Raw genomic sequence first — 19,624 nt, 5'->3', positions numbered from 1 at the left:
CTTACTTACTTACTTACTTACTTACTTACTTACTTACTTACTTACTTACTTACTTACTTACTTACTTACTTACTTACTTACTTACTTACTTACTTACTTACTTACTTACTTACTTACTTACTTAGTATAGGAGATTTACAAAGATTTGATGTTTTTTGGAAATGTTACTTGGTTAGGATGGTTGTGTAGATGAGAGGTAGTAATATTATTCTAACCTATTTTTTTAGAAGGTAAGTTTCGAAATTATTAAATAGCGTACCTTTTAAGAAAGAAGCTTGGAATCTATCTCAACCCAATTGACAAGGCAAAATGGCTTGCAAAATTCAGTAGGGATCCGGAATTTCGCTTTCAAGACATGCAAGCAGTGATTGAACTGGTTAAAGCACGTTACCTAACCTGATCGAATAAAAATGAAAGAATACCTAAACCGGGTTCTTATTTATCTTCAAAAAGAACTACCAAAAGCCTACAGAGAATCAATAGAAATAGAAGATGACAGACTTGTAATTACAATTCTTGATGATGAGCGTTTCATTATAGAGTGTAGTGAACTACATGTTAAGATAAGCACCAATATTGAGCGGGTTAGAAAACGTGAATATGATTTAAATTTCATTATCCGGTCAAGCCGGCAACATAGAGATTTTACCATTTTAAAATAGAAGTCCCATACACTGATTGAGGGACCTAATATAATTTTGTGGAATTACTATAATCCGCAACCGTAAAGCTCTTCAATTTGCTGTAAACTGCCAAAAATCGCTGAGATTGGTTGTTGGAACGGACTGCGTACCAAAGCCGATATATCCTTTACTCCCGATACTTAATCCGGTGGCTGCAAATCTTGCTTGTCCCTGGAAGTCCGCCTTTTGTAACCATTTATCCGTTACCGGATTGTATTCCCAAAGATCTTTGTTATCATCATTAAAATTTGAAACTCCGGTGCCTAAATACCCAAGATCGCCGATGGTAAATCCTGCAGCGCTGTGCCTTATTGATCCGGCAAAACTTGCTTTTTTGACCCATTGGTCAGTTGATTGGCTGTATTCCCAAAAATCATTTTTATCGCCATTTAAAGAAATTCCGGTACCCAGGTAACCCTTCATTCCGATGGTGAATGCTACAGCGTATTGACGGGCTTCGCTGGGAAAATCCGCTTTACGCGTCCATGTATTCGTTTTAGAATCAAACTCCCATAAATAATTACTGTCTGTTTGGCCAATGCTTCCGGTTACTATATAGCCCTTATCCCCTATGCTAAATCCAACTGCTGCAAAGCGAGCGGTTCCCGGGAAATCAGCTTTTCTTGTCCAGCAATCAGTTTCCGGGCTATATTCCCAAAAATCCTTTAAAGAAATACCCTGGTTAATATTCGAGTAGCCTGTTCCTGCATATCCCTTTTTACCAATGCTAAAACCAACAGCAGCAGTTCGCCGTAATCCAGGGAAGCTTGCTTTACAAGTCCAACTATTATCAGCAGGGTTGTACATCCAAAAATCATTTATTGCCTCTTCCTGAGCCGTACCTAAACCTATGAAACCTTTTCCATCAATACTAAACGCCACCGAATAGGCTCTTTCCGAGGCAAAATTCGCTTTTTCTTCCCACAAGCCAATTGCATTAACGGATAATGCGGATGGTGGCGTTTTCTCAGTGATCAACGCAGAATCATCTTTTCTGCAAGCGCTCATTAACAAAATGAATGCTAATGCTAATTGTTTATAGTGTTTCATAGAGTGGATTGTATATAATTTAGATTCATACTTTGAAAACGTTTTTGTCGACCCTTTTCATGCTATGTAAACTCTCTGCAAAAGCAAGCATAGCCAATAGAAACTTTTTTTTCATGAATAAGTGATTTCGGATAAAACAACATCCCGAATAACCTTTACATCATATCGAGATTTAGCTAATTATTAGGACACATTGTTACTTTAAAGTTAAATATTATCTATTTCTTTTAGTACACAAAGTTTCTGTTTATCTATACGATCTTTATCACACATTAGCGAAACTGACTGTAAACCGGTGGTTTCACAGACGTTTTGCTAGAATAGTCCTGCGTATTATATAAGTGAATCATCTGCCATGCTGCAGTAGTACAAATTTTTATAATTTGTCCTTCCCCATTCGTAAGCCCGTCTACCGCAATCTTGCAAAGACATTTGCCTAATAAGTTGCGACAGCTGGTTTAGTGTCCATATCCTCACTGCCTGCTTTGCTGGTGTTGTACTTCGATATTTCCTTTGACCAGGATGGTACTAATGGACATTGCATGTGTCATAATGTATCGGGTGCTTTATCTACTATCCCGAACAGGGTCATTTAATGAAGAACGCCAAGCTGATCAGCTTGGCGTTCTTCATATCTATGGCATTTGGCCGATATTCTCAACGCCATTAATATTAGATTACAAATGAATAGGCAACAAAATGCCCATGATGCGAAAAGGAAACGGGGTGGGTCACCTTTTCGTCAATATTGTATATGAAGGGCACACCTTGTTCAGATTTGTTGATATTAAACTGGATGCCTGGCATTAGCTGCCTTAACTGATCAAGGCACAACTTTCTTACCTCGGAAGATTGATTTTGTGCTGAAGTATCTGTAATGTGTTTTACACCGGCATAGCTCTCTCCGGAATTATGAACTTGATGAATTATAGAGTGTACATAGTCAACGCCTATTACAGAAAAATACATTAATTCGGTTTTGTCAACGGTGATATGGCCGTGCCATGTTGTTTTATTAAGTGCATTCTTAGTCTCATCAAACCCCAAGCTTTTAAAAGCAGAGATTTCCAGTGATTTAATATCACCGACAATAAATTTTGAAGGAGAAAACACGATTTGGGAATTTAACCGCCGAAGAAACTTGAAAGCGGCCTCTTTAACCGACCACAGCAGCCAAACATATACTTCAAAAGCAGCTATAGTATCTGCTAATTTTTGGTATTGAAGTACTTCCCAATCAGTAAGGATTTTTTTGTAAAAAGCTGCCTGATTTGTTCTAACGGGATCGATCTCTGCAAACGATACAATATCATTGCCGGCGCTTAGCATTATTTTTCTTTAAGCTTTTCATTGATCACATCTACGCAGTTGCCAACATTCACCATTTTATCGGCGGAGTCATAGTCAATTTCAATATCGTATTTTGCCTCGGCATCAATAATAATATCAACCAAATTGGCCGAATTGATTTTGAGGTCCTTTATCAAATCCGTATTATCATCAATGCCTGCCAGCATTTCTTTATTGGTTGTGTAAGGCGCAATAACCTTTTTAAGTTCATTTAATATTTCTTCTCTCGTCATTTTTTTTTACTTGTATTTACTTAGTATTAAACAGGAGTTTACATCTCCAAAACCAAAATTTGCTTTTGCTACAATGTTAACTTCTTTTTTTATCATTTTCACCGGTAACCGTTCCAAACCTATCAAATTTGTAATTTCAGGGTTCGGGTCGTCCAAATTAATGTTGGGATGAACAAAATTGTGCACAATCTGCAATACAGATGCCACTGTTTCTATTGATCCGGCTGCACTCAACGCATGCCCGATCATTGATTTTAAGGAGTTGGTAAGCGGAAAATCATCCCCTGCTCTCCCTAAGGCCTCTGTCCAGTTTATTATTTCCTGCCTATCTGCATTGGTTGCCGTTAAATGGCCGCTTACGAGGTCGATGTCTGCACCATTTATACCGGCAGTGAACATAGCCTCGGCGATACATCTTTTTACACTTGTAGAGTTTGCAGCCGTCATGGTGCCACCCTGCCTTTGCCCGCCTGAATTTGTTGATCCACCAAGCACTTCTGCATAAATACGGGCGTTACGTGCTAACGCGAAGTCCAGGTCTTCCAGCACCAGCGCTCCTGCCCCCGAGCCAGGCACAAAACCGCCTGCGGTTGCGCTCATTGGCCTCGATGCCTTTTCAGGCTCATCGTTAAATTTCCTGGATAGTACCCGCATACTGTCAAACGCGCCGTAGACATAAGTATCTACGTGTTCGGCACTACCAACCAACATACGCTTTGCATAGCCATGCTTAACATATTCATACCCCATTAAAATGGCCTGCGTACCCGTTGCGCACGCTGCCGAGTTGGTTATTACTTTGTTACCTAAACCAAGCCTGCCTGATATGTACGACGTAACACCGCTGTTCATGGCCTGCTCTACCACGCGCGATCCAAGTTTCCGTGCCTCTTTATTATCAACCTTGCTGATCACGTTTTTCATGGCCTCGGTATCGGCAATGCTATTACCAAAAATACAACCGGTTTCCCAGCGTGGTTCATCAGTGTCGTAACTCATACCCGAATCTACCCAGGCATCCAGTGCAGCAGCTAGCCCATAGCCTATATTGGTGCCTTTTAAACCATGAAAAGTAACGTCAGATATATAATTTTTTAAACTTCCCCAATCAAAAGTGGGCATACCGGCCACCTGACAGCTAAAATTCAACTCCCTGTAATGCGGCATAAATTTTATACCCGATACACCCTTTTGTATGGCATCCAGGAAAGCACTTATGCCAACCCCATTTGGCGATACAACCCCTAAGCCGGTAATTACTACACGATTGCTCATTTGTTTACCGCAATTTGTTTAATTATGCCCGCAAACATTCCCTTGGCTACTAATTCGTTATCGCTGTTCATCATTTCTACATAACACTTTAACTTGCCAAACCTGAAATATTCTTTCTTTGATATCACAGTGACTTTTTGCCCCGGCAGCACAATTTTATAAAATGACACGTCTGTTGACGTTAACAACGGAAACATCGAGTCGTTCGCTTCAAACCGATGATCGGCTTCTTTCATTATTAAAAACATACCCAAGACTACCAGCCCTATTTGCGCCATAATTTCGGTAATGATAACGCCCGGGGTAACCGGGTTATCTTCAAAATGATCCTCATAAAAAAAAGAGTCTGGCTTTAACGTATATTCTCCTTTTACACCATCCTCATTTAACGAGGCGATGTGATCTACGAAACGGAAAGACGATTTATAAGGAAGATGGTTTAATATATGATTGGTCATGTATGCTTATAACTATAAATTACTTACAATGTTCTCCACCGTCCACATGAATTAATGAACCGTTTATCCAAAAAGCCTCATCAGTACATAAAAGGTAAATTACGTTGGCAACATCTTTAGGCGTTGTCAGCCTGCCCATAGGGTTTCTTGCTATGCTTGTTTCTATCAATTTCTTGCTGCCGGGTATCATTTTTAATGCCGGTGTGTCGGTAACACCTGCTTGTATAATATTCGTTTTTAAACCAGCCGGGCTAAACTCAACCGCCATGTATTTAGCTAAACTTTCTAACGAACTCTTTGCGATAGCTATAGCGGCGTAGCTGTCCCAGTACTTGTGTGCACCCTCGCTGGTAAGGCCTATTATACGGCTGTCGGCTGCAAAAAAATTCTCTTTTATTAGTAGCCTCGTCCAGTCCAGTAAGCTGTTTGCCATAGCGTAGCTGGTTAGTTGGATATCCTCGGTAGACAGTTCAGCCCCCCCCTCTGCAACCAATGGTTTCAGGTTACCACGGGCAATACTATGCAACAGCAGTTTTACCGAATGCTTATCAACTAAATACTTGATTTTTGTAATAAATGCGTCGCGGCCAGCGGCATCTAGTGCGTTAATGTTGTAGGGAAGGATATTAACCTGGGTAGCTTTGGCGAGGGTAGCAAGTTTTTTTAACAGCGGCTGTTCGGTAACAGATGTTTCACGGTAAAGCAGAGCCACATTCATTCCGTGGTTGGTTAGCTTTTCAACGGCAGCATACCCAAAACCGCTCGACCCCCCTAAAATAACCGCCCACAAACCTTTAAATTGTACATTTTTATCCATTAACCCGCATTTAAACTTTTTTAACTTTCAATTGTCCTATATATGCTTAATATACTTTACAGCGGCAACAGCTAAAAGTTGCAACCCCAAAGTAAGTTAAAGTATATGAAATTTCATGTATATAATGCACATATTATACAATTGTTAAGCCGATAAGTTTATAATGTCAACATTTATTAAGTATTGGCGTGTTTTGGGGTTGATAGGGCATTTATAATTAATTATGTTTGGTAACTATGAAAATCATTTTTAAGTGGAAAGCCACTTTTGCTGCCGTTTTGCTCTTGAGCATTGGCTTTACAAAAACCGGCCAGGCACAGCAAAAATTTGAAAAAAAGGAGTTCTATGAGGTAATGAGCGCAGGTGAAACTGACGCCATTAATAAACAGATAGAAATTGTTAAAACATCGGACCTGGCCAACAAAGAAGGTTATGAAGGCGCGCTACTGATGCGCAAAGCAGGCAAGGTACATGTCCCCAAAAAGAAGCTTGGCTTTTTTAAGGAAGGCCGTATAAAACTCGAAACCGCTATTATTGCTGATGCAGAAAACACCGAATTCAGGTTCTTACGCCTGGCGATCGAAGAAAATGCGCCAAAAATAGTCAAGTACCATAATGACATTGAAAAGGATAAATTATTTATCCAAAAGAATTTCAAAAATCAGCCTCAATCGGTTCAGCACGCGATAATTGAGTACTGCAAAAAATCGAAGGTATTGCATGCCGAAGATTTATAAATTTGCACCCGATGAATAAAAAAATATTGGCTATTTACTATACGCAATCCGGTCAGATGACGGAGATCATCAATACGTTTACGGCACCTATAGTTGCCGCTGGCGCGTCGGTAGAGAAAGTAACGCTGAAGCCACTAGACAATTACGATTTCCCCTGGACAGGCCAACGCTTTTTTTCGGTAATGCCTGATTGTGTTTTAAGCGTACCAAGGCCATTCGAACCTTTGAGTTTGAAAGAAGAAAAGTACGACCTGATCATATTAGGCTGGCAGCCTTGGTTCCTGTCGCCAAGCATACCTACTAATTCTTTACTGCTAAACCCGGAATTTAAGGTTTTATTAAAAGATACACCCGTTATTACCATTAGTGCCGCTCGCAACATGTGGATAAACGCTTTTGTACGCGTTAAAAAAGCGCTGGCCGATGCGGGTGCCAATTTGGTAGGTAATGTATCGCTGGTAGACAGGCACCCCAATATGGTTAGCTTTATTACCATTTTTTATTGGATGTTATCTGGCAAAAAAGAACGTTATCTTAACATATTTCCTAAGCCAGGTGTTGATGACAAGGACATTCAAAATACCGAAACCTTTGGCAAAACTGTTAGTAAATACCTGGCTTTAGGAGATTGGACCAATTTACAGGACGAATTAATAAAACAAAAAGCGGTAGTTATTAATTATACGCTAATGTTTACCGAAGAAAGGGCCAAACCAATTTTTGCGGTATGGGCAAAATTTATATCAAAACGCAAAAACCAGGCACCTTGGCTTAGCGCGTTTAAGTACTATTTATTTATCGCATTATTTTTAGGTGCTCCAGTACTCATATTTTTAGATGCTATACTCTTAAAACCGTTTTCATCAAAAAGAATTATAAAAAAAAAATTAACCTATTTACACGTAACTACTTAATTACATGTCCGATACAAAAGTTTATATCAACCTTACCGCAGCTTATTTCCCGAACGAACCTGTTTCTAACGACGAAATGGAGCAATATTTAGGGTATATTGATAACAAACCTTCAAAATCTAAAAAGATAGTCCTTCGCAACAATGGGATCATTAACCGGTATTATGCACTAGATAAGGACCATAGGTCTACGCATACCAATGCACAAATGACAGCCCTGGCCGTAAGGGAATTATTCGATAACGATGCAGGGCGTTTAAAAGAAATAGAGTTATTATCCTGCGGTACTTCATCACCCGATCAAATGATGCCAAGCCATGGTGTAATGACACACGGTTGGCTGCCCGAAACCGGCGGCATTGAAGTTGTATCACCGGCAGGTGTTTGCTGTGCAGGTATGCACGCCTTAAAATACGCTTTCCTGTCCATCAAATCCGGAGATATTAAAACCGCTGTGGCAACCGGCTCGGAAAGATTTTCGGGTTTATTAGTTTCTGAAGTTTTTGAAGAGGAAGCTCAAAAGCTGAAAGAGATGGAAGAAAATCCTTATATCGCTTTTTCAAAAGATTTTTTACGCTGGATGCTGTCTGACGGTGCCTCGGCATTTTTAATGACAGATAAACCAAACGAAAACGGTTTATCTTTACGCATTGAGTGGATTGAAGGTGTATCATACGCAAATGAAATGCCTACATGCATGTATATGGGCGGAGACAAACTGGCCGACGGCTCTTTAAAAGGCTTTATGGACTTTACACCTGAGGAGATCATGACCAAATCCATTTTTAGCGTTAAGCAGGATATTACGTTGTTAAGCGACAATATAGTGCCTCTGGGCGGTAAAAAGATCAAAGAGATCTTCGAGAAAAAGGGTTTAACGGTAAATGATATCGATTATTTTTTGCCTCACATATCAAGCAACTTCTTTAAAAGTAAGATCTACGATATGATACACGAATACGGCGGCGGAATCCCTTACGAAAAATGGTTCATCAACCTTTATACCGTTGGTAACGTTGGTGCCGCATCTGTATACCTAATGATAGATGAACTATTTAAAAGCGGCAGGTTAAAAAAGGGCGAAAAGATATTGCTGCTTGTGCCCGAAAGTGCACGTTTTTCATACATGTATGCAATGCTCACCGTTTGCTAATGGTTTACTGAGCCATGAAAAAAGAAGATATACCACAGGATTTAAGCGCGCTTGGTAAAATAACCAAAGAAGTTTGCTATGCAACCGACGATGACGGCAAATACCAAACGGCTTTAAGCAGCGGCTGGAATGTAAAAATAGATGCGCTTGATTTAGCGTGGAGCGATATTGACAAACGTATAGCAGCTGCTAAACAAAAGGTGCGTAATAACGAAGCCAGCCCGATACATTTTTTTATGGAATACCGGCTTATGGATCTGAGTATTCTTGCCGATTATTCGGGCTTTTGGCAATGGCAGGTAAAACGCCATTTAAAGCCCGATGTATTTAAAAAATTGCCAAATAACAAATTACAAAAATACGCGGATGCGTTTAATATTACTGTTGAAGACCTTAAAACCATGACGGTGCATGAAGACTGAGTTTGAACATCGTCAGGCGGCACATTGTGAATCGGGCGTTATCAGCAATTTATTACGGCAAACATCGGGCGGCAAAATGACTGAGCCACTCGCTTTTGGTATAGGTGCCGGTTTATTTTTTGCATATATCCCGCTCATAAAGATCAATAATGGGCCTGCAATTGCTTTCCGCACACTGCCGGGGCATATTTTTAGCCGCACCTGCAAATCATTGAACATACCTATAATTAAAAAGCGGTTCTTCTCCAAAGAAAGCGCGGAAGCATTTCTGCGCGAACAATTAGATAAAGGCATAGCTGTAGGTTGCCAGGTTGGGGTTTACTACCTGCCCTATTTCCCAAAGGAATACCGCTTCCATTTTAACGGGCACAACTTAGTGGTTTATGGATACGACGAGGATAAATACCTGATAAGCGACCCTATTATGCATGAAGCTACCACCCTTAGCAGTTATGAGTTGCAGCGGGTGCGCTTTGCAAAAGGTGCTTTGGCCCCAAACGGGCAGATCTATTTTCCAAAAACGGCCACAACCATTACCAAGGAACAGATAAAACAAGCCATTAAAGCAGGCATTAAAAGAAACGTATACAATATGCTGAGTATACCCGGCAGTTTTGCGGGTGTTGCAGGCATTAAAAATACCGGAGTTAAAATAAAAAAGTGGCTCGATAAACTTGGCCTTAAAAAAGCCGGCCTTTACCTGGCACAACTTGTTAGGATGCAGGAAGAAATTGGTACCGGTGGTGGTGGTTTCAGGTATATATATGCCGCATTTTTACAAGAGGCGGATGCCTACTGGCCGGGCAAAGGCTTGTTAGTTGTGTCGGCTACCTTTACACAGGCAGGCGATATGTGGCGTACGGCCGCCGTACAAGCGGCAGGAATTTTTAAGGGCCGATTAACCAATCAGCAGGATTTTGACAAAATGGGTGATTACTTAATTGAAATTGCCGCAGTAGAGAAACAGGCATTTGAAACCTTAAAGAAGATAAAATGGGACTAACGCCTGAAATAGCCATAGACGTAAACAACATCGGTTTCCGCTATCCCGGCAACCCGGATGTTTCTTTCTCTAACCTTAACCTTAGGATAAACAAAGGGGAGCGATTTGGGTTATTTGGGCCCAACGGTGCCGGTAAAACTACGCTTATAAGTTTAATGACCGGTTTATTAACCGCCGATGAGGGAAGCATTAAAATTTTAGGATACAAGATAGGCACTAAAAAAGAGCAGGTAAATAAGCTTTTTGGGTTCATTCCGCAAGATTTTTCATTTTACCACGAATTAACCCCAGTAGAAAACCTGGAATTTTTTGGTGCGTGGAGCGGACTGGATAAGCAAACCATAAAAAACAGGACGGATGAATTGCTGACAATTTTGGGGCTAAATGATGTAAGAAATAAACAAGTACAGAAATTTTCGGGCGGGATGAAACGAAGGGTGAACTTGGCTATTGGTGTAATTCATAAGCCGGCTATCCTATTTTTAGATGAGCCTACCGTTGGTGTAGATGTACAAACCGGGCGCGCCATTATTGACTACCTTTTAGCGCTTAACAAAAGCGGCACCACGCTGGTTTACACATCGCACCAGTTAAACGAGGCCGAGGACCTTTGCGAGCAGGTTGCACTGATAGATAGCGGAAAAATAATTGCCCAGGATAATCTTGAACATCTGCTTAAAACGCATAACCAAAAAAATCTGGAGCAAATGTTCCTGAATTTAACCGGAAAGGAATACAGGAACTGATGTTTAAGTTAGCCGCCACCATAGTAAAAGACGTAAGGATACTGCTGCGCGATAAGGTAGGCATCGCGCTGATGTTTATTATGCCGATTGTATTGGTGGTAGTTGTAACCAGCATTCAAAACAGCACTTTTCAGTTGGTTAACAAAAACAAACTTTCCATCATCATTAACAACAGCGATACCGGCGATGCCAGCAAGCAATTGATCAAAGCGATCAATAAAATAGGCATGTTTAAAGCTACGCAGGTATCTGGAGATCAAAACGAACAAAAAATTGCCGGGGCCATGCATCAGCAGGATGCCATGCTGGGTATCATCATACCGTCGGATTTTTCGGCTAAAGTAAATGCAAAGTCGAAGAGCGTTGCAGGCAAGGCGCTGAAAAGCTTCGGCCTTGAAGGTGACAGCGTTAAGACCCTTGGCGATATAGATCCGTTAACTGTTTACTACAACCCGGTGTTGCAGGAGAATATCAGGCTATCTGTACAAGGCGCTTTGCGCAGTGCCCTACAACTTGTGGAGAGCCGCGAAACGCTGCGCAGCTTGTATTTTTCGATGAACGAAAAAGAGCTGCCGGAAAAACTGGAAAACGAGATGCTGAATAACCAAACGGCCATCAACGAGATCCCGGTTTCAAAAGACGGCACACGTACCACACCTAATGCTACCCAGCATAATGTACCCGCCTGGACTATCTTCGCCATGTTTTTCATCATCATGTCACTTAGCGGCAGCGTAGTGCGCGAGAAAGTTAGCGGCAGCTTTATCCGGTTAAAAACCTTACCAACAAACTACCTTGTGGGTATGCTATCTAAACAGATCACCTACCTGGCCGTAACTATGCTGCAAGCTGCGGTAATATTTTCTATAGGCATCTGGCTGTTCCCGTATGTTGGCCTCCCGGCATTAAATTTACCTTCGGATGTGCTTGCGTTGGTTATCGTTACCATTGTTTGTGGTTGGTGTGCCGTAAGCTACGCCATGTGTGTAGGCGTTTTTGCGCAAACACAGGAACAAGCCAATGGATTTGGAGCGGTGTCTATAGTGATACTGGCTTGTGTGGGCGGCTTAATGGTACCCAGTTTTGCCATGCAGGGCTTTTTTAAATCGGCGGCTAATATATCGCCTATGCATTGGTGCCTGCAGGCTTATTATTCGCTATTTTTAGAAGGCGGAAAACTTAAAGACGTTTTAAACAATATCCTACTTTTATTTATTATTACCCTATTGCTCCAGGTACTGACCTTTGTGGGCTTAAAAAGAAAGAACTTAATATAATGGAAACTACCGAACTAAAAGAACAGCTAAAAAGACAGATCATTCAATTTTTAAACCTGACCGATCTTACCCCTACAGATATCGCCGATAAAGAGCCTTTATTTGGAGACGGTTTGGGTTTGGATTCTATTGACTCGCTTGAACTAATTGTATTGTTAAAGAAAGAATACGGTATTGATATCAAAGACCCGAGGGAAGGACGTAAAGTTTTAGTAGATGTAGCAACTATTGCCGATTACATCCAGGCAAATACAGTTAAGTAATTACACTACCAGGAATACAGCCTGTAATTTAAAACAAGCGATATCTGCATTTGAAATAGATGCGTTCAGGCTTAGCAGACCGGCTTGAGGGGGCATGTAAGTAATGATGAGCTGCAACGCTTCCGAATTATCCGGCGTTATCATTTGCATAAATTTGATATTGCCCGCGTTTTTCAGTTGAAGGCTGATTTTTAAAGTGTTCTCAACAACGTCTTTAACTAAAGACAGCATACAGGCCCCGGGTATTACAGGCTGCCCGGGAAAATGCCCAAGAAAAATTGGATGGTTTTTATCTAAGCTGAGTGTTGCTGTCAACTGTCCATCCTGTTGTTGCAGGTTTTGTATCCCGAATACTCCGGCACTTGTTAAAGTCATTTTATATCGCGAAAAGAAGCATTAACGAGTGATATTTACCCTGGTAATGATTGTAGTAAAGTACGCTCTTTGGCGGCCCAACAATTTTATTATCTTCAAGCAATACCTCTGGCACTACCTGTTTTTTTAGAATATTTGAAGCCAACCATAATGCAAATGAGGATGAGGTTGGATACTCTCCGCAAAGGTGTTTATAATTAGCTATAGTTGTTTCTTTAAATAAACCGGCCTCTAATTGTTTATAAGGCTCATCATTATTGATATCGCCGTTTTTACCGTTTATCACCAAATCTATATCAGTAATGGTTAAGAAATTTGCCTTTAAGAAACCGGCTATGCCTTCTTCGATATCTTTTGGCTTATAAAGCGTTTTAACAGCCCTCAGTTCGGCTAAATTATCCGGCGATATATCTGTACTCAACAAACAAAATGCTGCGCCCTGCCCCCCTATCGTGCCTTTAGATACTGTCTTAAACAAGTCCAGATTGGATACCGGGAAGCGCCGGTAAAGCCCCAGTCTTGTCAAAACGGTAAAACTGGTGTCAACCATTTCTTCCGTGCCGCCAACAAGCACATTGTTAGCTTCCTCTTCTTTTAACAGCATTACCGCGTCAAATAAAGCGCCTTCAAAAGACATCCCTTTATGCACAAACGTATTGTTATAGTTGTGACATTTTAGCAACAAGGCAATTTGAGCTGCAACGGTATTGTGCGTAGATTGTATAAACGCCGTTGGTGGTAACAACTCCTCGTGGTATTCTATGATACGCGTTAAAAAGGTAATGGTATCTTCCATGCAGCCAAACGCGGTACCGGTTATAATGGCACCGGGCATATCTACACCCGCTTCAGCAAGGCATTCTTTAGCAGCGGCAATTCCCATTTTTATCACATGGCTCATTCGCCGTATTTGCTTGGGGTCGATGTATCGTTTATAATCCGGTTCTATAACCGGTAAACGATTGCCGGTGTACTCAACAATATCTTCCAGGAAATTTTGGACTCCCAAAGTATGCTGAGCCGATACGCAAGCCGATGAACGTATATATATTTTCATTTAAACCTCCGAAAATATTAAAGATGTACAATTGCCGCCAAAGCCAAATGAATTAGACATCACATGTTTTACGGGTTTCCCGGTTAAGTAGCGTGTTACCGGCGCAAACGGTAATTCGTTCATACGGGTTTGAAACCGCAGGTTAGGGTAAATTATTTTGTGCCTAATTGCCAATGCCGAAAATACGGCCTCTATGCCGCCGCTTGCACCAAGTGTATGCCCGGTAAAGGATTTGGTGGAACTCATGGGCGGATAATGCGGATCAAACACACGCTTTACTGCAGTACCCTCGGCACTATCGTTATTTGGCGTACCAGTACCATGTAAATTAATATAATTGATATCAGATGGTTTTAAACCGCTCATTTTTAGTGCACCCTGCATAGCCATATAAGAGCCTGTACCATCCGGCGATGAGGCTGTTTGATGAAACGCATCGTTACTATTATTATAGCCGCTAAGTGTGCAATAAGGGGGGGTGCTTAAAGTTTCCGCCACCTTATCAGATACAAGTACTATATAACCGGCTCCTTCACCTAAATTCAATCCTTTTCGGTTTTCGTCAAATGGTTTACAAAAACCCTCGTCCAATATCATTAAAGTATTAAAGCCATTTAGTGTAAATTTTGTAAGCGAATCCGCCCCGCCGGCTATAACTACATCGGCTATATCATTTTTAATAAGGCGTGCGCCATAAAATATCGCGTTAGCTGACGATGAGCAGGCTGTACTTATAGTGGTAATAAAATCAGTGATACCCAATTTATCTGCAACTATCTCCGTTATGCTACCGCATTCGTGATCGTAAACGTTCTTTAATTTCCCTTTGGAGTTATCAGCTATAAATTCAACAAAAAAATCTTCGCTGCGGTCCATACCACCCACGGTATTGGCAGAAACCAACCCTACCCGCAATTCATCTAAACCCGGAATAGCAGCGTCCGCAACGGCTTCTCGAGCAGCTGCCAGGCTTAATAACGCTGTGCGGCTATTATGTTCGGTTAACCCCGTTAGCGATATAAGTTGCTCGTTAGATAATTTTACTTCGGCAACGGGCAGCTTGCCTTTGTGAATGGTATCGATAATCGTGATACCTGCCATACCTGCCCTTTCATTCTTAAAGGCATCCAAATGTTCGGCAACGTTATTGCCTATGGCCGAAATTATGCCCAAACCTGCTATATAAACTGTTGAATGAGTACTCAAGTGTTAAATGTTAATTTATCGAATTAAATATTTTCGCCATATTTTCGGTCGAGAAAACTACGGCATTGTCAGCCTGCTTATCTTCTACCAAAAACAGTGATGCTTTGTAATTGTCGCCTAATACGTCAACCCAGCCGCAGATACAAGCCGAAGCTAATTGCTGATCGAGTAAGTAATTCACCTGTTGAAAGATAAAATTTTCGTCAAATTTGTCCTGTATAAAAAAGGCGTGCTCGCCCTTAAAATTATTACGGATGCAAATTTCCCCTATAACAATATTAGGCAAAGTGTACACAAATACCGACGGACTTGCACCTTCGGCAATGGTTTTAACATATTTCAGGTCGTTATCAAGGCTGGAATTTGCATTTGCTAAAACCACCGCAACCTGCGCCGGATCAAACTTCAGTCCTGCATCTTTAAGTAATACTTCAGACGCCAGCCAACCCAGCTTGCTCAAATTATCCATTTTATAAAACTTTGGATAGCTGAATGCAAAATATTGGTAAACAGATAACAAAAAATCTGGCAGCGAAGTTTGTGGATTGGCAAACACGCTTTTCATATCCTTATGCACTACCCCGGTGGCTATTTTACAGCTAACGGTTATATACCTGTTTGTTATCAAAGTTTTATAATTTGCCTATGTTCAAAATTAAATTATTTACCGAATATAACTGCGCCATTACAGCCCCCAAAACCTGATGCTGTTTTTAAAAATGTTTTAGCATCTAGTGCTGTCACTTCTGTGCAAACATTTACCACATTGGTAACACCATTTTCCCGGTACCCGGTAGTGGGCATCATCAATCCTTGTGTTAATGACTGCAGCGATATCACCGTTTCTATAATACCGGCGGCACCCAGTGTATGCCCATAATTTCCTTTAAGACTATTTAGGAGCACATTTTGCAAACCTGATAACGTTAGTGCTGTTGCTTCCATTTCGTCGTTATAAACAGTTGCTGTGCCATGTGCCGAAATAAAATCTATATCCTCAGCATCTTTATCGGCATCTTTTAATGCGTTGTTTATGGCACCGGCCAATTCTTCCCCGGTGCGGGATGGGCCGGAAATATGGTTGGCATCATTGCTTATCGCGCCGCCCAAAACTTTAATATGGTTTGCAAATTTTTCGTTAGCCGATAAGATGATAGTTCCCGCACCTTCGCCAAGGTTTAAGCCATCACGTACATGGTCGAACGGTTTGCATACTTCGCTGCTTAAAGCCTGGAAAGACTGAAAGCCCGAAACTATAAATTTTGATATCACATCTGCCCCGGTAACCACCGCGGTATCATACTCTCCAGACCGGATCAATCGCATAGCGGTGATGATGGCCAGCACGCCGGATATACAGGCATTCGATACTACTATAGGTTTATTTTTGAATCTGAAGTGAGTTGCTATCAACTTTGCCGAAGTGGCTAACGATACCCGTTCGTTTAATTCAGTGCTATTTAGTTCTGTTTCTAACAGGCTGACATTACCTTTTGTAGACGAGAGGATAAAAACCGTTTTTTCATCAGCGACATCAATGTTGGTATTCTTCAATGCCTCAGATACAGAAGATATCGCCAAACGTTCAAAACGGGTATAGTCCTTTATGCCGTCGTCGTAAAATGCCTCGCTTTTTTCAAATAGAGAGGCTACAAATGGGTCAGCGGCGATTTCGTTATCAATATGTTTTTTTACAGAGGTGTGTCCTGCCTGTAAAGCAGAAAAGTTTGCCGCCGTAGTTTTACCTAACGGTGATACTATATTATCCGCCACCACATAAACATCCCGGCTTTTATTTTCCACTGCACTCATCATCTGTTTAATTATCGGCAAAAACCTTCATTTCGCAGCTGGCAATTACTTCATCGCCGAGGCTGATCTTACCAGTTATCATGATCACATTAAATATTTGCTCCCCCATGCTTACCTCGGTTGTTATTTCTTCATTAACCTTTGGCAGTTTTAACACTTCTAAATTTTTAACATTACCAATGTAACCTTTTTTAACCGGTTCATTAGCCTTACGCGCCATATACCCCGCCTGCAAAGCAGCGGTTTGCGCTATATTTTCCATTAGCCCGGCTTCCTGTAAAAGATCGCCCTTAACAAATACAGCTCCGGGCTTAATAACAAAGCTACTCCTGGTTAAGCTATCATCAGCATACAACAGCTTATCAACAAATACAAAAGGGTATTTTTGCGGAATAAGTGCCGTGATATCTTCGATAGGGAACTCCATTGGTTATGAATATAAACCGCCATTAACAGATAGCACCTGCCCGGTAACGTAAGATGCCCCTGCCGATGCCAGAAAAGCCGCAACATGTGCAACTTCTTCAGGTGTACCAAAGCGTTTTGCGGGTATCAGGCCTTTTAGTTCCTTTTCGTCCAGCCCTTCGGTCATATCTGTTTTAATAAAGCCGGGCGCCACTGCATTCACGGTAATACCCTGTCGACCAATTTCCTGCGCCAATGCCTTGGTTGCACCTATAACGCCGGCTTTTGCAGCCGAATAATTGGTTTGCCCCGCTAACCCTTTTAATCCCGACAGCGAAACGATATTAACGATCCTGCCATATTTACGCAGCAGCATGCCGGTTAAAACAAGGCGGGTTACGTAAAAAAAACTATTTAAATTGGTTTTAAGTACATTATCCCATTGGCAGGGCTCCATCCAAGCCATCAGGCTATCGTCCCTGATGCCGGCGTTATTTATCAGCACCTCTATATATTTATCCGGATTGTTACTTATCCAGTTACCCAGGGTTGTGGTAATGTCGTCTTTATCGGCAACATCAAATTGCAGCAGTTCGCCATTGCTGCCGATTTCTTTTACTAATGCAAGGGTTTTCTCTGCTTCAACCGTATTACTTTTAAAATTGATGAGCACGAAATAGCCTTCGGCAGCCAGCTTAATGCAAATAGCCCTGCCAATTCCTCTTGATGCGCCGGTGATTAGTGCACATTTCATCAGGCAAATGCGTTTATGCGTTCGGTACTTTCTAAAAACTCTTTTATCCTTGCGAGGTCTTTATATTTTGGCTCGTCTTCTACAAACTTCGGGAATATAACTCTCACCTCTTCGTATAATGATCTGGATACAGCGGACAGTTTATCCTGGCAGTCTAAGTAATCTATCGCCTGCAAAATAGTCATTAAATGAATGCCCAATACCTCAAACGAATTATCTATAACCCTTTTGGTCATTAAAGCGGCATTACAACCCATGCTTACAATATCCTGGTTGTCGTTGTTATTAGGGATGCTGTGTACATACATCGGGAACGATAAGGTTTGATTTTCGGCCACGGTTGAAGTTGCCGTAAATTGCATGCCCTGCATTCCAAAGTTAAAGCCCAGTACGCCTAAATTTACAAATGGCGGCAGCTTTTGATTAAGCCTGCTGTTAAGTAGATAATTTAACTGGCGCTCGGCAAGCATGGATAGCTTAGTGGTGGCAATTTTTAGTTTATCCATTTCGAGCGACACATAATCGCCATGAAAATTGCCCCCGTGAAAGATATTTTGGTTCAAATGATCTATTACCGGGTTATCGTTAACCGAATTAAGTTCATTCACCAGTACATTTTCCGCCTGTTCAATAGTATCATAAATGGGTCCTAAAACCTGTGTTACGCATCGTAAGGAATAATATTCCTGCACTTTATCTTCAAAAACTTCCTGGTCAAGGTTATCCGGATTATAAAGATGCTCGGACCTGTTGCGGATCATTTTACTGTCCTTTAATACATCACGCATTACAGATGCAATTTTGTTTTGCCCTTTATGATGTTTAACAATATTTAATTCCTGCGAGTAATGGTCGTCAAAGGCACCCACTACCTCATTGATCATAGCCGAAAAAAGCAACTGCCAGTTTAATAATTTCCGGGCCTGGATCACATTTACTAAACCGATACCCGTCATGGCTGATGTACCGTTTATGATAGCAAGCCCTTCGCGGATATGAATGGACAGCGGCTTTATATCAAACTTGTCGAATATAGTTTTAGTTGGATGAACGCTATCTTCAAAAATAACTTCGCCCTCGCCTATTAATACCAACCCCAAATGGGCAAGCTGCACCAGATCGCCACTGGCACCAACGCCGCCATGTTCATAAATGCAAGGACAAATATTTAGGTTAATAAGTTGTGTTAAAAGATCAACAGCCTCCTGATGGACGCCCGAATAAGCCTGCATAAAACTGTTTAAACGTGCTATCATTAACGCTTTTGATAACTGGGCGGGCATTAATTTACCACTGCCTGATGAGTGGCTGCGGATAAGATTGTATTGTAATTGCAAAATATTCTCTTGGCTCACCTTGTACTGCGCCATTGGCCCAAAACCGGTGTTGATCCCGTAAATAAGTTTATTGGACGAGAATTGCTTAAGAAAATCAAAACTGTCGTTTACTTTTTTTAAAGCACCCTGGTCTAAAGCAATTTGCTGATTTTTAAAAATAAGTTCGGAAAAGTCGTTTAAAGAAAGTGTTGTTTGTCCAACAAGTATCATGGGCAATTATTTGTTCTGTCAAAGGTGATTAATAATCAGCTAAAGTATAAAATATATGCAAAAAGGCCGCACCAAACGGTATAATAA

General features: G+C 41.2%; 23 protein-coding genes. 9 read left to right on the top strand and 14 right to left on the bottom strand.

Annotated elements, in window-relative coordinates; genetic code table 11:
- Positions 1-410: 410 nt before the first annotated feature.
- Positions 411-662 (top strand): hypothetical protein, encoded by a 252-nt coding sequence (locus tag JWQ85_RS21295; protein WP_299471596.1) that lies wholly within the window; start codon positions 411-413, stop codon positions 660-662.
- A 72-nt stretch (positions 663-734) separates the two neighbouring features.
- Here JWQ85_RS21295 and JWQ85_RS21290 read toward each other — a convergent pair whose 3' ends face one another.
- From JWQ85_RS21290 to JWQ85_RS21265, 6 genes are all read right to left on the bottom strand, one after another.
- Positions 735-1,733 carry a kelch repeat-containing protein gene (locus tag JWQ85_RS21290; protein WP_299471595.1) on the bottom strand — a complete coding sequence of 333 codons (999 nt, stop codon included), beginning with the start codon at positions 1,731-1,733 and terminating at the stop codon, positions 735-737.
- A gap of 672 nt (positions 1,734-2,405) precedes the next feature.
- Positions 2,406-3,062, bottom strand: a complete 657-nt coding sequence (locus JWQ85_RS21285) for a 4'-phosphopantetheinyl transferase superfamily protein (RefSeq protein WP_299471594.1) — start codon at positions 3,060-3,062, stop codon at positions 2,406-2,408.
- Entirely contained in the window at positions 3,062-3,316 is a 255-nt protein-coding gene (locus JWQ85_RS21280) for an acyl carrier protein (protein WP_299471593.1), read from the bottom strand. The genes JWQ85_RS21285 and JWQ85_RS21280 overlap by 1 nt, the downstream gene beginning before the upstream one ends.
- Positions 3,317-3,322: 6 nt before the next feature.
- Positions 3,323-4,591 (bottom strand): beta-ketoacyl synthase, encoded by a 1,269-nt coding sequence (locus JWQ85_RS21275; RefSeq protein ID WP_299471592.1) that lies wholly within the window; start codon positions 4,589-4,591, stop codon positions 3,323-3,325.
- Entirely contained in the window at positions 4,588-5,049 is a 462-nt protein-coding gene (locus tag JWQ85_RS21270) for a hydroxymyristoyl-ACP dehydratase (RefSeq protein WP_299471590.1), read from the bottom strand. The genes JWQ85_RS21275 and JWQ85_RS21270 overlap by 4 nt, the downstream gene beginning before the upstream one ends.
- A gap of 19 nt (positions 5,050-5,068) precedes the next feature.
- Positions 5,069-5,866 carry an SDR family oxidoreductase gene (locus JWQ85_RS21265; protein WP_299471588.1) on the bottom strand — a complete coding sequence of 266 codons (798 nt, stop codon included), beginning with the start codon at positions 5,864-5,866 and terminating at the stop codon, positions 5,069-5,071.
- A 236-nt stretch (positions 5,867-6,102) separates the two neighbouring features.
- Here JWQ85_RS21265 and JWQ85_RS21260 point away from each other — a divergent pair, with 236 nt between their 5' ends.
- Genes JWQ85_RS21260 through JWQ85_RS21225 form a run of 8 tightly spaced genes read left to right on the top strand, consistent with a single transcriptional unit; the run spans position 6,103 to position 12,381 of the window.
- On the top strand, positions 6,103-6,603 hold the full coding sequence (locus JWQ85_RS21260) for a hypothetical protein (protein WP_299471586.1): 501 nt from the start codon (positions 6,103-6,105) through the stop codon (positions 6,601-6,603).
- 11 nt (positions 6,604-6,614) lie between these two features.
- Positions 6,615-7,517 carry a hypothetical protein gene (locus tag JWQ85_RS21255; protein ID WP_299471584.1) on the top strand — a complete coding sequence of 301 codons (903 nt, stop codon included), beginning with the start codon at positions 6,615-6,617 and terminating at the stop codon, positions 7,515-7,517.
- Positions 7,518-7,521: 4 nt separating this feature from the next.
- The gene (locus JWQ85_RS21250) at positions 7,522-8,670 is read left to right on the top strand and encodes a beta-ketoacyl-ACP synthase III (RefSeq protein WP_299471583.1); all 1,149 of its coding nucleotides are present in this window, start codon (positions 7,522-7,524) and stop codon (positions 8,668-8,670) included.
- Positions 8,671-8,684: 14 nt separating this feature from the next.
- Positions 8,685-9,092, top strand: a complete 408-nt coding sequence (locus JWQ85_RS21245; RefSeq protein WP_299471581.1) for a hypothetical protein — start codon at positions 8,685-8,687, stop codon at positions 9,090-9,092.
- Positions 9,082-10,095 (top strand): BtrH N-terminal domain-containing protein, encoded by a 1,014-nt coding sequence (locus JWQ85_RS21240; RefSeq protein ID WP_299471579.1) that lies wholly within the window; start codon positions 9,082-9,084, stop codon positions 10,093-10,095. Before JWQ85_RS21245 ends, JWQ85_RS21240 begins: the two co-directional genes overlap by 11 nt.
- Positions 10,086-10,841: an ABC transporter ATP-binding protein gene (locus JWQ85_RS21235; protein WP_299471577.1), complete on the top strand. Its 756-nt coding sequence runs from the start codon at positions 10,086-10,088 to the stop codon at positions 10,839-10,841. The genes JWQ85_RS21240 and JWQ85_RS21235 overlap by 10 nt, the downstream gene beginning before the upstream one ends.
- Positions 10,841-12,118: an ABC transporter permease gene (locus JWQ85_RS21230; protein WP_299471575.1), complete on the top strand. Its 1,278-nt coding sequence runs from the start codon at positions 10,841-10,843 to the stop codon at positions 12,116-12,118. The genes JWQ85_RS21235 and JWQ85_RS21230 overlap by 1 nt, the downstream gene beginning before the upstream one ends.
- Positions 12,118-12,381, top strand: coding sequence for a phosphopantetheine-binding protein (locus JWQ85_RS21225; protein ID WP_299471573.1), 264 nt, complete (start codon positions 12,118-12,120; stop codon positions 12,379-12,381). The genes JWQ85_RS21230 and JWQ85_RS21225 overlap by 1 nt, the downstream gene beginning before the upstream one ends.
- On the opposite strand, the gene JWQ85_RS21220 is transcribed toward JWQ85_RS21225, so the two are convergent.
- The 8 genes from JWQ85_RS21220 to hutH are packed head-to-tail and all read right to left on the bottom strand — an operon-like array spanning position 12,382 to position 19,537.
- A complete protein-coding gene (locus JWQ85_RS21220) occupies positions 12,382-12,756 on the bottom strand; it encodes a hypothetical protein (protein ID WP_299471571.1) in 375 nt (124 codons plus the stop codon).
- Position 12,757: 1 nt separating this feature from the next.
- Positions 12,758-13,813 (bottom strand): beta-ketoacyl synthase chain length factor, encoded by a 1,056-nt coding sequence (locus JWQ85_RS21215; protein WP_299471569.1) that lies wholly within the window; start codon positions 13,811-13,813, stop codon positions 12,758-12,760.
- Positions 13,814-15,019, bottom strand: coding sequence for a beta-ketoacyl-[acyl-carrier-protein] synthase family protein (locus JWQ85_RS21210; protein WP_299471567.1), 1,206 nt, complete (start codon positions 15,017-15,019; stop codon positions 13,814-13,816).
- A 10-nt stretch (positions 15,020-15,029) separates the two neighbouring features.
- Positions 15,030-15,647 carry a hypothetical protein gene (locus JWQ85_RS21205; protein WP_299471565.1) on the bottom strand — a complete coding sequence of 206 codons (618 nt, stop codon included), beginning with the start codon at positions 15,645-15,647 and terminating at the stop codon, positions 15,030-15,032.
- Positions 15,648-15,679: 32 nt separating this feature from the next.
- A complete protein-coding gene (locus JWQ85_RS21200; RefSeq protein ID WP_299471563.1) occupies positions 15,680-16,834 on the bottom strand; it encodes a beta-ketoacyl synthase N-terminal-like domain-containing protein in 1,155 nt (384 codons plus the stop codon).
- Positions 16,835-16,838: 4 nt separating this feature from the next.
- Positions 16,839-17,258: a 3-hydroxyacyl-ACP dehydratase gene (locus JWQ85_RS21195; RefSeq protein WP_299471561.1), complete on the bottom strand. Its 420-nt coding sequence runs from the start codon at positions 17,256-17,258 to the stop codon at positions 16,839-16,841.
- Positions 17,259-17,261: 3 nt separating this feature from the next.
- Positions 17,262-17,990: a 3-oxoacyl-ACP reductase FabG gene (gene fabG / locus JWQ85_RS21190; RefSeq protein ID WP_299471559.1), complete on the bottom strand. Its 729-nt coding sequence runs from the start codon at positions 17,988-17,990 to the stop codon at positions 17,262-17,264.
- Complete coding sequence (gene hutH, locus JWQ85_RS21185; protein WP_299471557.1) at positions 17,990-19,537, bottom strand: histidine ammonia-lyase; 1,548 nt, start codon at positions 19,535-19,537, stop codon at positions 17,990-17,992. The genes fabG and hutH overlap by 1 nt, the downstream gene beginning before the upstream one ends.
- Between the last annotated feature and the right edge of the window lie 87 nt (positions 19,538-19,624).

Origin of the sequence: Mucilaginibacter sp., assembly GCF_028288105.1 — a bacterium.
In the GTDB taxonomy this organism is placed as follows: Bacteria; Bacteroidota; Bacteroidia; order Sphingobacteriales; family Sphingobacteriaceae; genus Mucilaginibacter.
This window is presented reverse-complemented; position numbering and strand designations above follow the sequence as displayed.

Coding starts and splice junctions, on each gene's coding strand:
- JWQ85_RS21295 (WP_299471596.1), top strand. CDS start 411: ATGAAAGAATACCTAAACCGGGTTCTTATTTATCTTCAAAAAGAACTA.
- JWQ85_RS21290 (WP_299471595.1), bottom strand. CDS start 1,733: ATGAAACACTATAAACAATTAGCATTAGCATTCATTTTGTTAATGAGC.
- JWQ85_RS21285 (WP_299471594.1), bottom strand. CDS start 3,062: ATGCTAAGCGCCGGCAATGATATTGTATCGTTTGCAGAGATCGATCCC.
- JWQ85_RS21280 (WP_299471593.1), bottom strand. CDS start 3,316: ATGACGAGAGAAGAAATATTAAATGAACTTAAAAAGGTTATTGCGCCT.
- JWQ85_RS21275 (WP_299471592.1), bottom strand. CDS start 4,591: ATGAGCAATCGTGTAGTAATTACCGGCTTAGGGGTTGTATCGCCAAAT.
- JWQ85_RS21270 (WP_299471590.1), bottom strand. CDS start 5,049: ATGACCAATCATATATTAAACCATCTTCCTTATAAATCGTCTTTCCGT.
- JWQ85_RS21265 (WP_299471588.1), bottom strand. CDS start 5,866: ATGGATAAAAATGTACAATTTAAAGGTTTGTGGGCGGTTATTTTAGGG.
- JWQ85_RS21260 (WP_299471586.1), top strand. CDS start 6,103: ATGAAAATCATTTTTAAGTGGAAAGCCACTTTTGCTGCCGTTTTGCTC.
- JWQ85_RS21255 (WP_299471584.1), top strand. CDS start 6,615: ATGAATAAAAAAATATTGGCTATTTACTATACGCAATCCGGTCAGATG.
- JWQ85_RS21250 (WP_299471583.1), top strand. CDS start 7,522: ATGTCCGATACAAAAGTTTATATCAACCTTACCGCAGCTTATTTCCCG.
- JWQ85_RS21245 (WP_299471581.1), top strand. CDS start 8,685: ATGAAAAAAGAAGATATACCACAGGATTTAAGCGCGCTTGGTAAAATA.
- JWQ85_RS21240 (WP_299471579.1), top strand. CDS start 9,082: ATGAAGACTGAGTTTGAACATCGTCAGGCGGCACATTGTGAATCGGGC.
- JWQ85_RS21235 (WP_299471577.1), top strand. CDS start 10,086: ATGGGACTAACGCCTGAAATAGCCATAGACGTAAACAACATCGGTTTC.
- JWQ85_RS21230 (WP_299471575.1), top strand. CDS start 10,841: ATGTTTAAGTTAGCCGCCACCATAGTAAAAGACGTAAGGATACTGCTG.
- JWQ85_RS21225 (WP_299471573.1), top strand. CDS start 12,118: ATGGAAACTACCGAACTAAAAGAACAGCTAAAAAGACAGATCATTCAA.
- JWQ85_RS21220 (WP_299471571.1), bottom strand. CDS start 12,756: ATGACTTTAACAAGTGCCGGAGTATTCGGGATACAAAACCTGCAACAA.
- JWQ85_RS21215 (WP_299471569.1), bottom strand. CDS start 13,813: ATGAAAATATATATACGTTCATCGGCTTGCGTATCGGCTCAGCATACT.
- JWQ85_RS21200 (WP_299471563.1), bottom strand. CDS start 16,834: ATGATGAGTGCAGTGGAAAATAAAAGCCGGGATGTTTATGTGGTGGCG.
- JWQ85_RS21195 (WP_299471561.1), bottom strand. CDS start 17,258: ATGGAGTTCCCTATCGAAGATATCACGGCACTTATTCCGCAAAAATAC.
- fabG (WP_299471559.1), bottom strand. CDS start 17,990: ATGAAATGTGCACTAATCACCGGCGCATCAAGAGGAATTGGCAGGGCT.
- hutH (WP_299471557.1), bottom strand. CDS start 19,537: ATGATACTTGTTGGACAAACAACACTTTCTTTAAACGACTTTTCCGAA.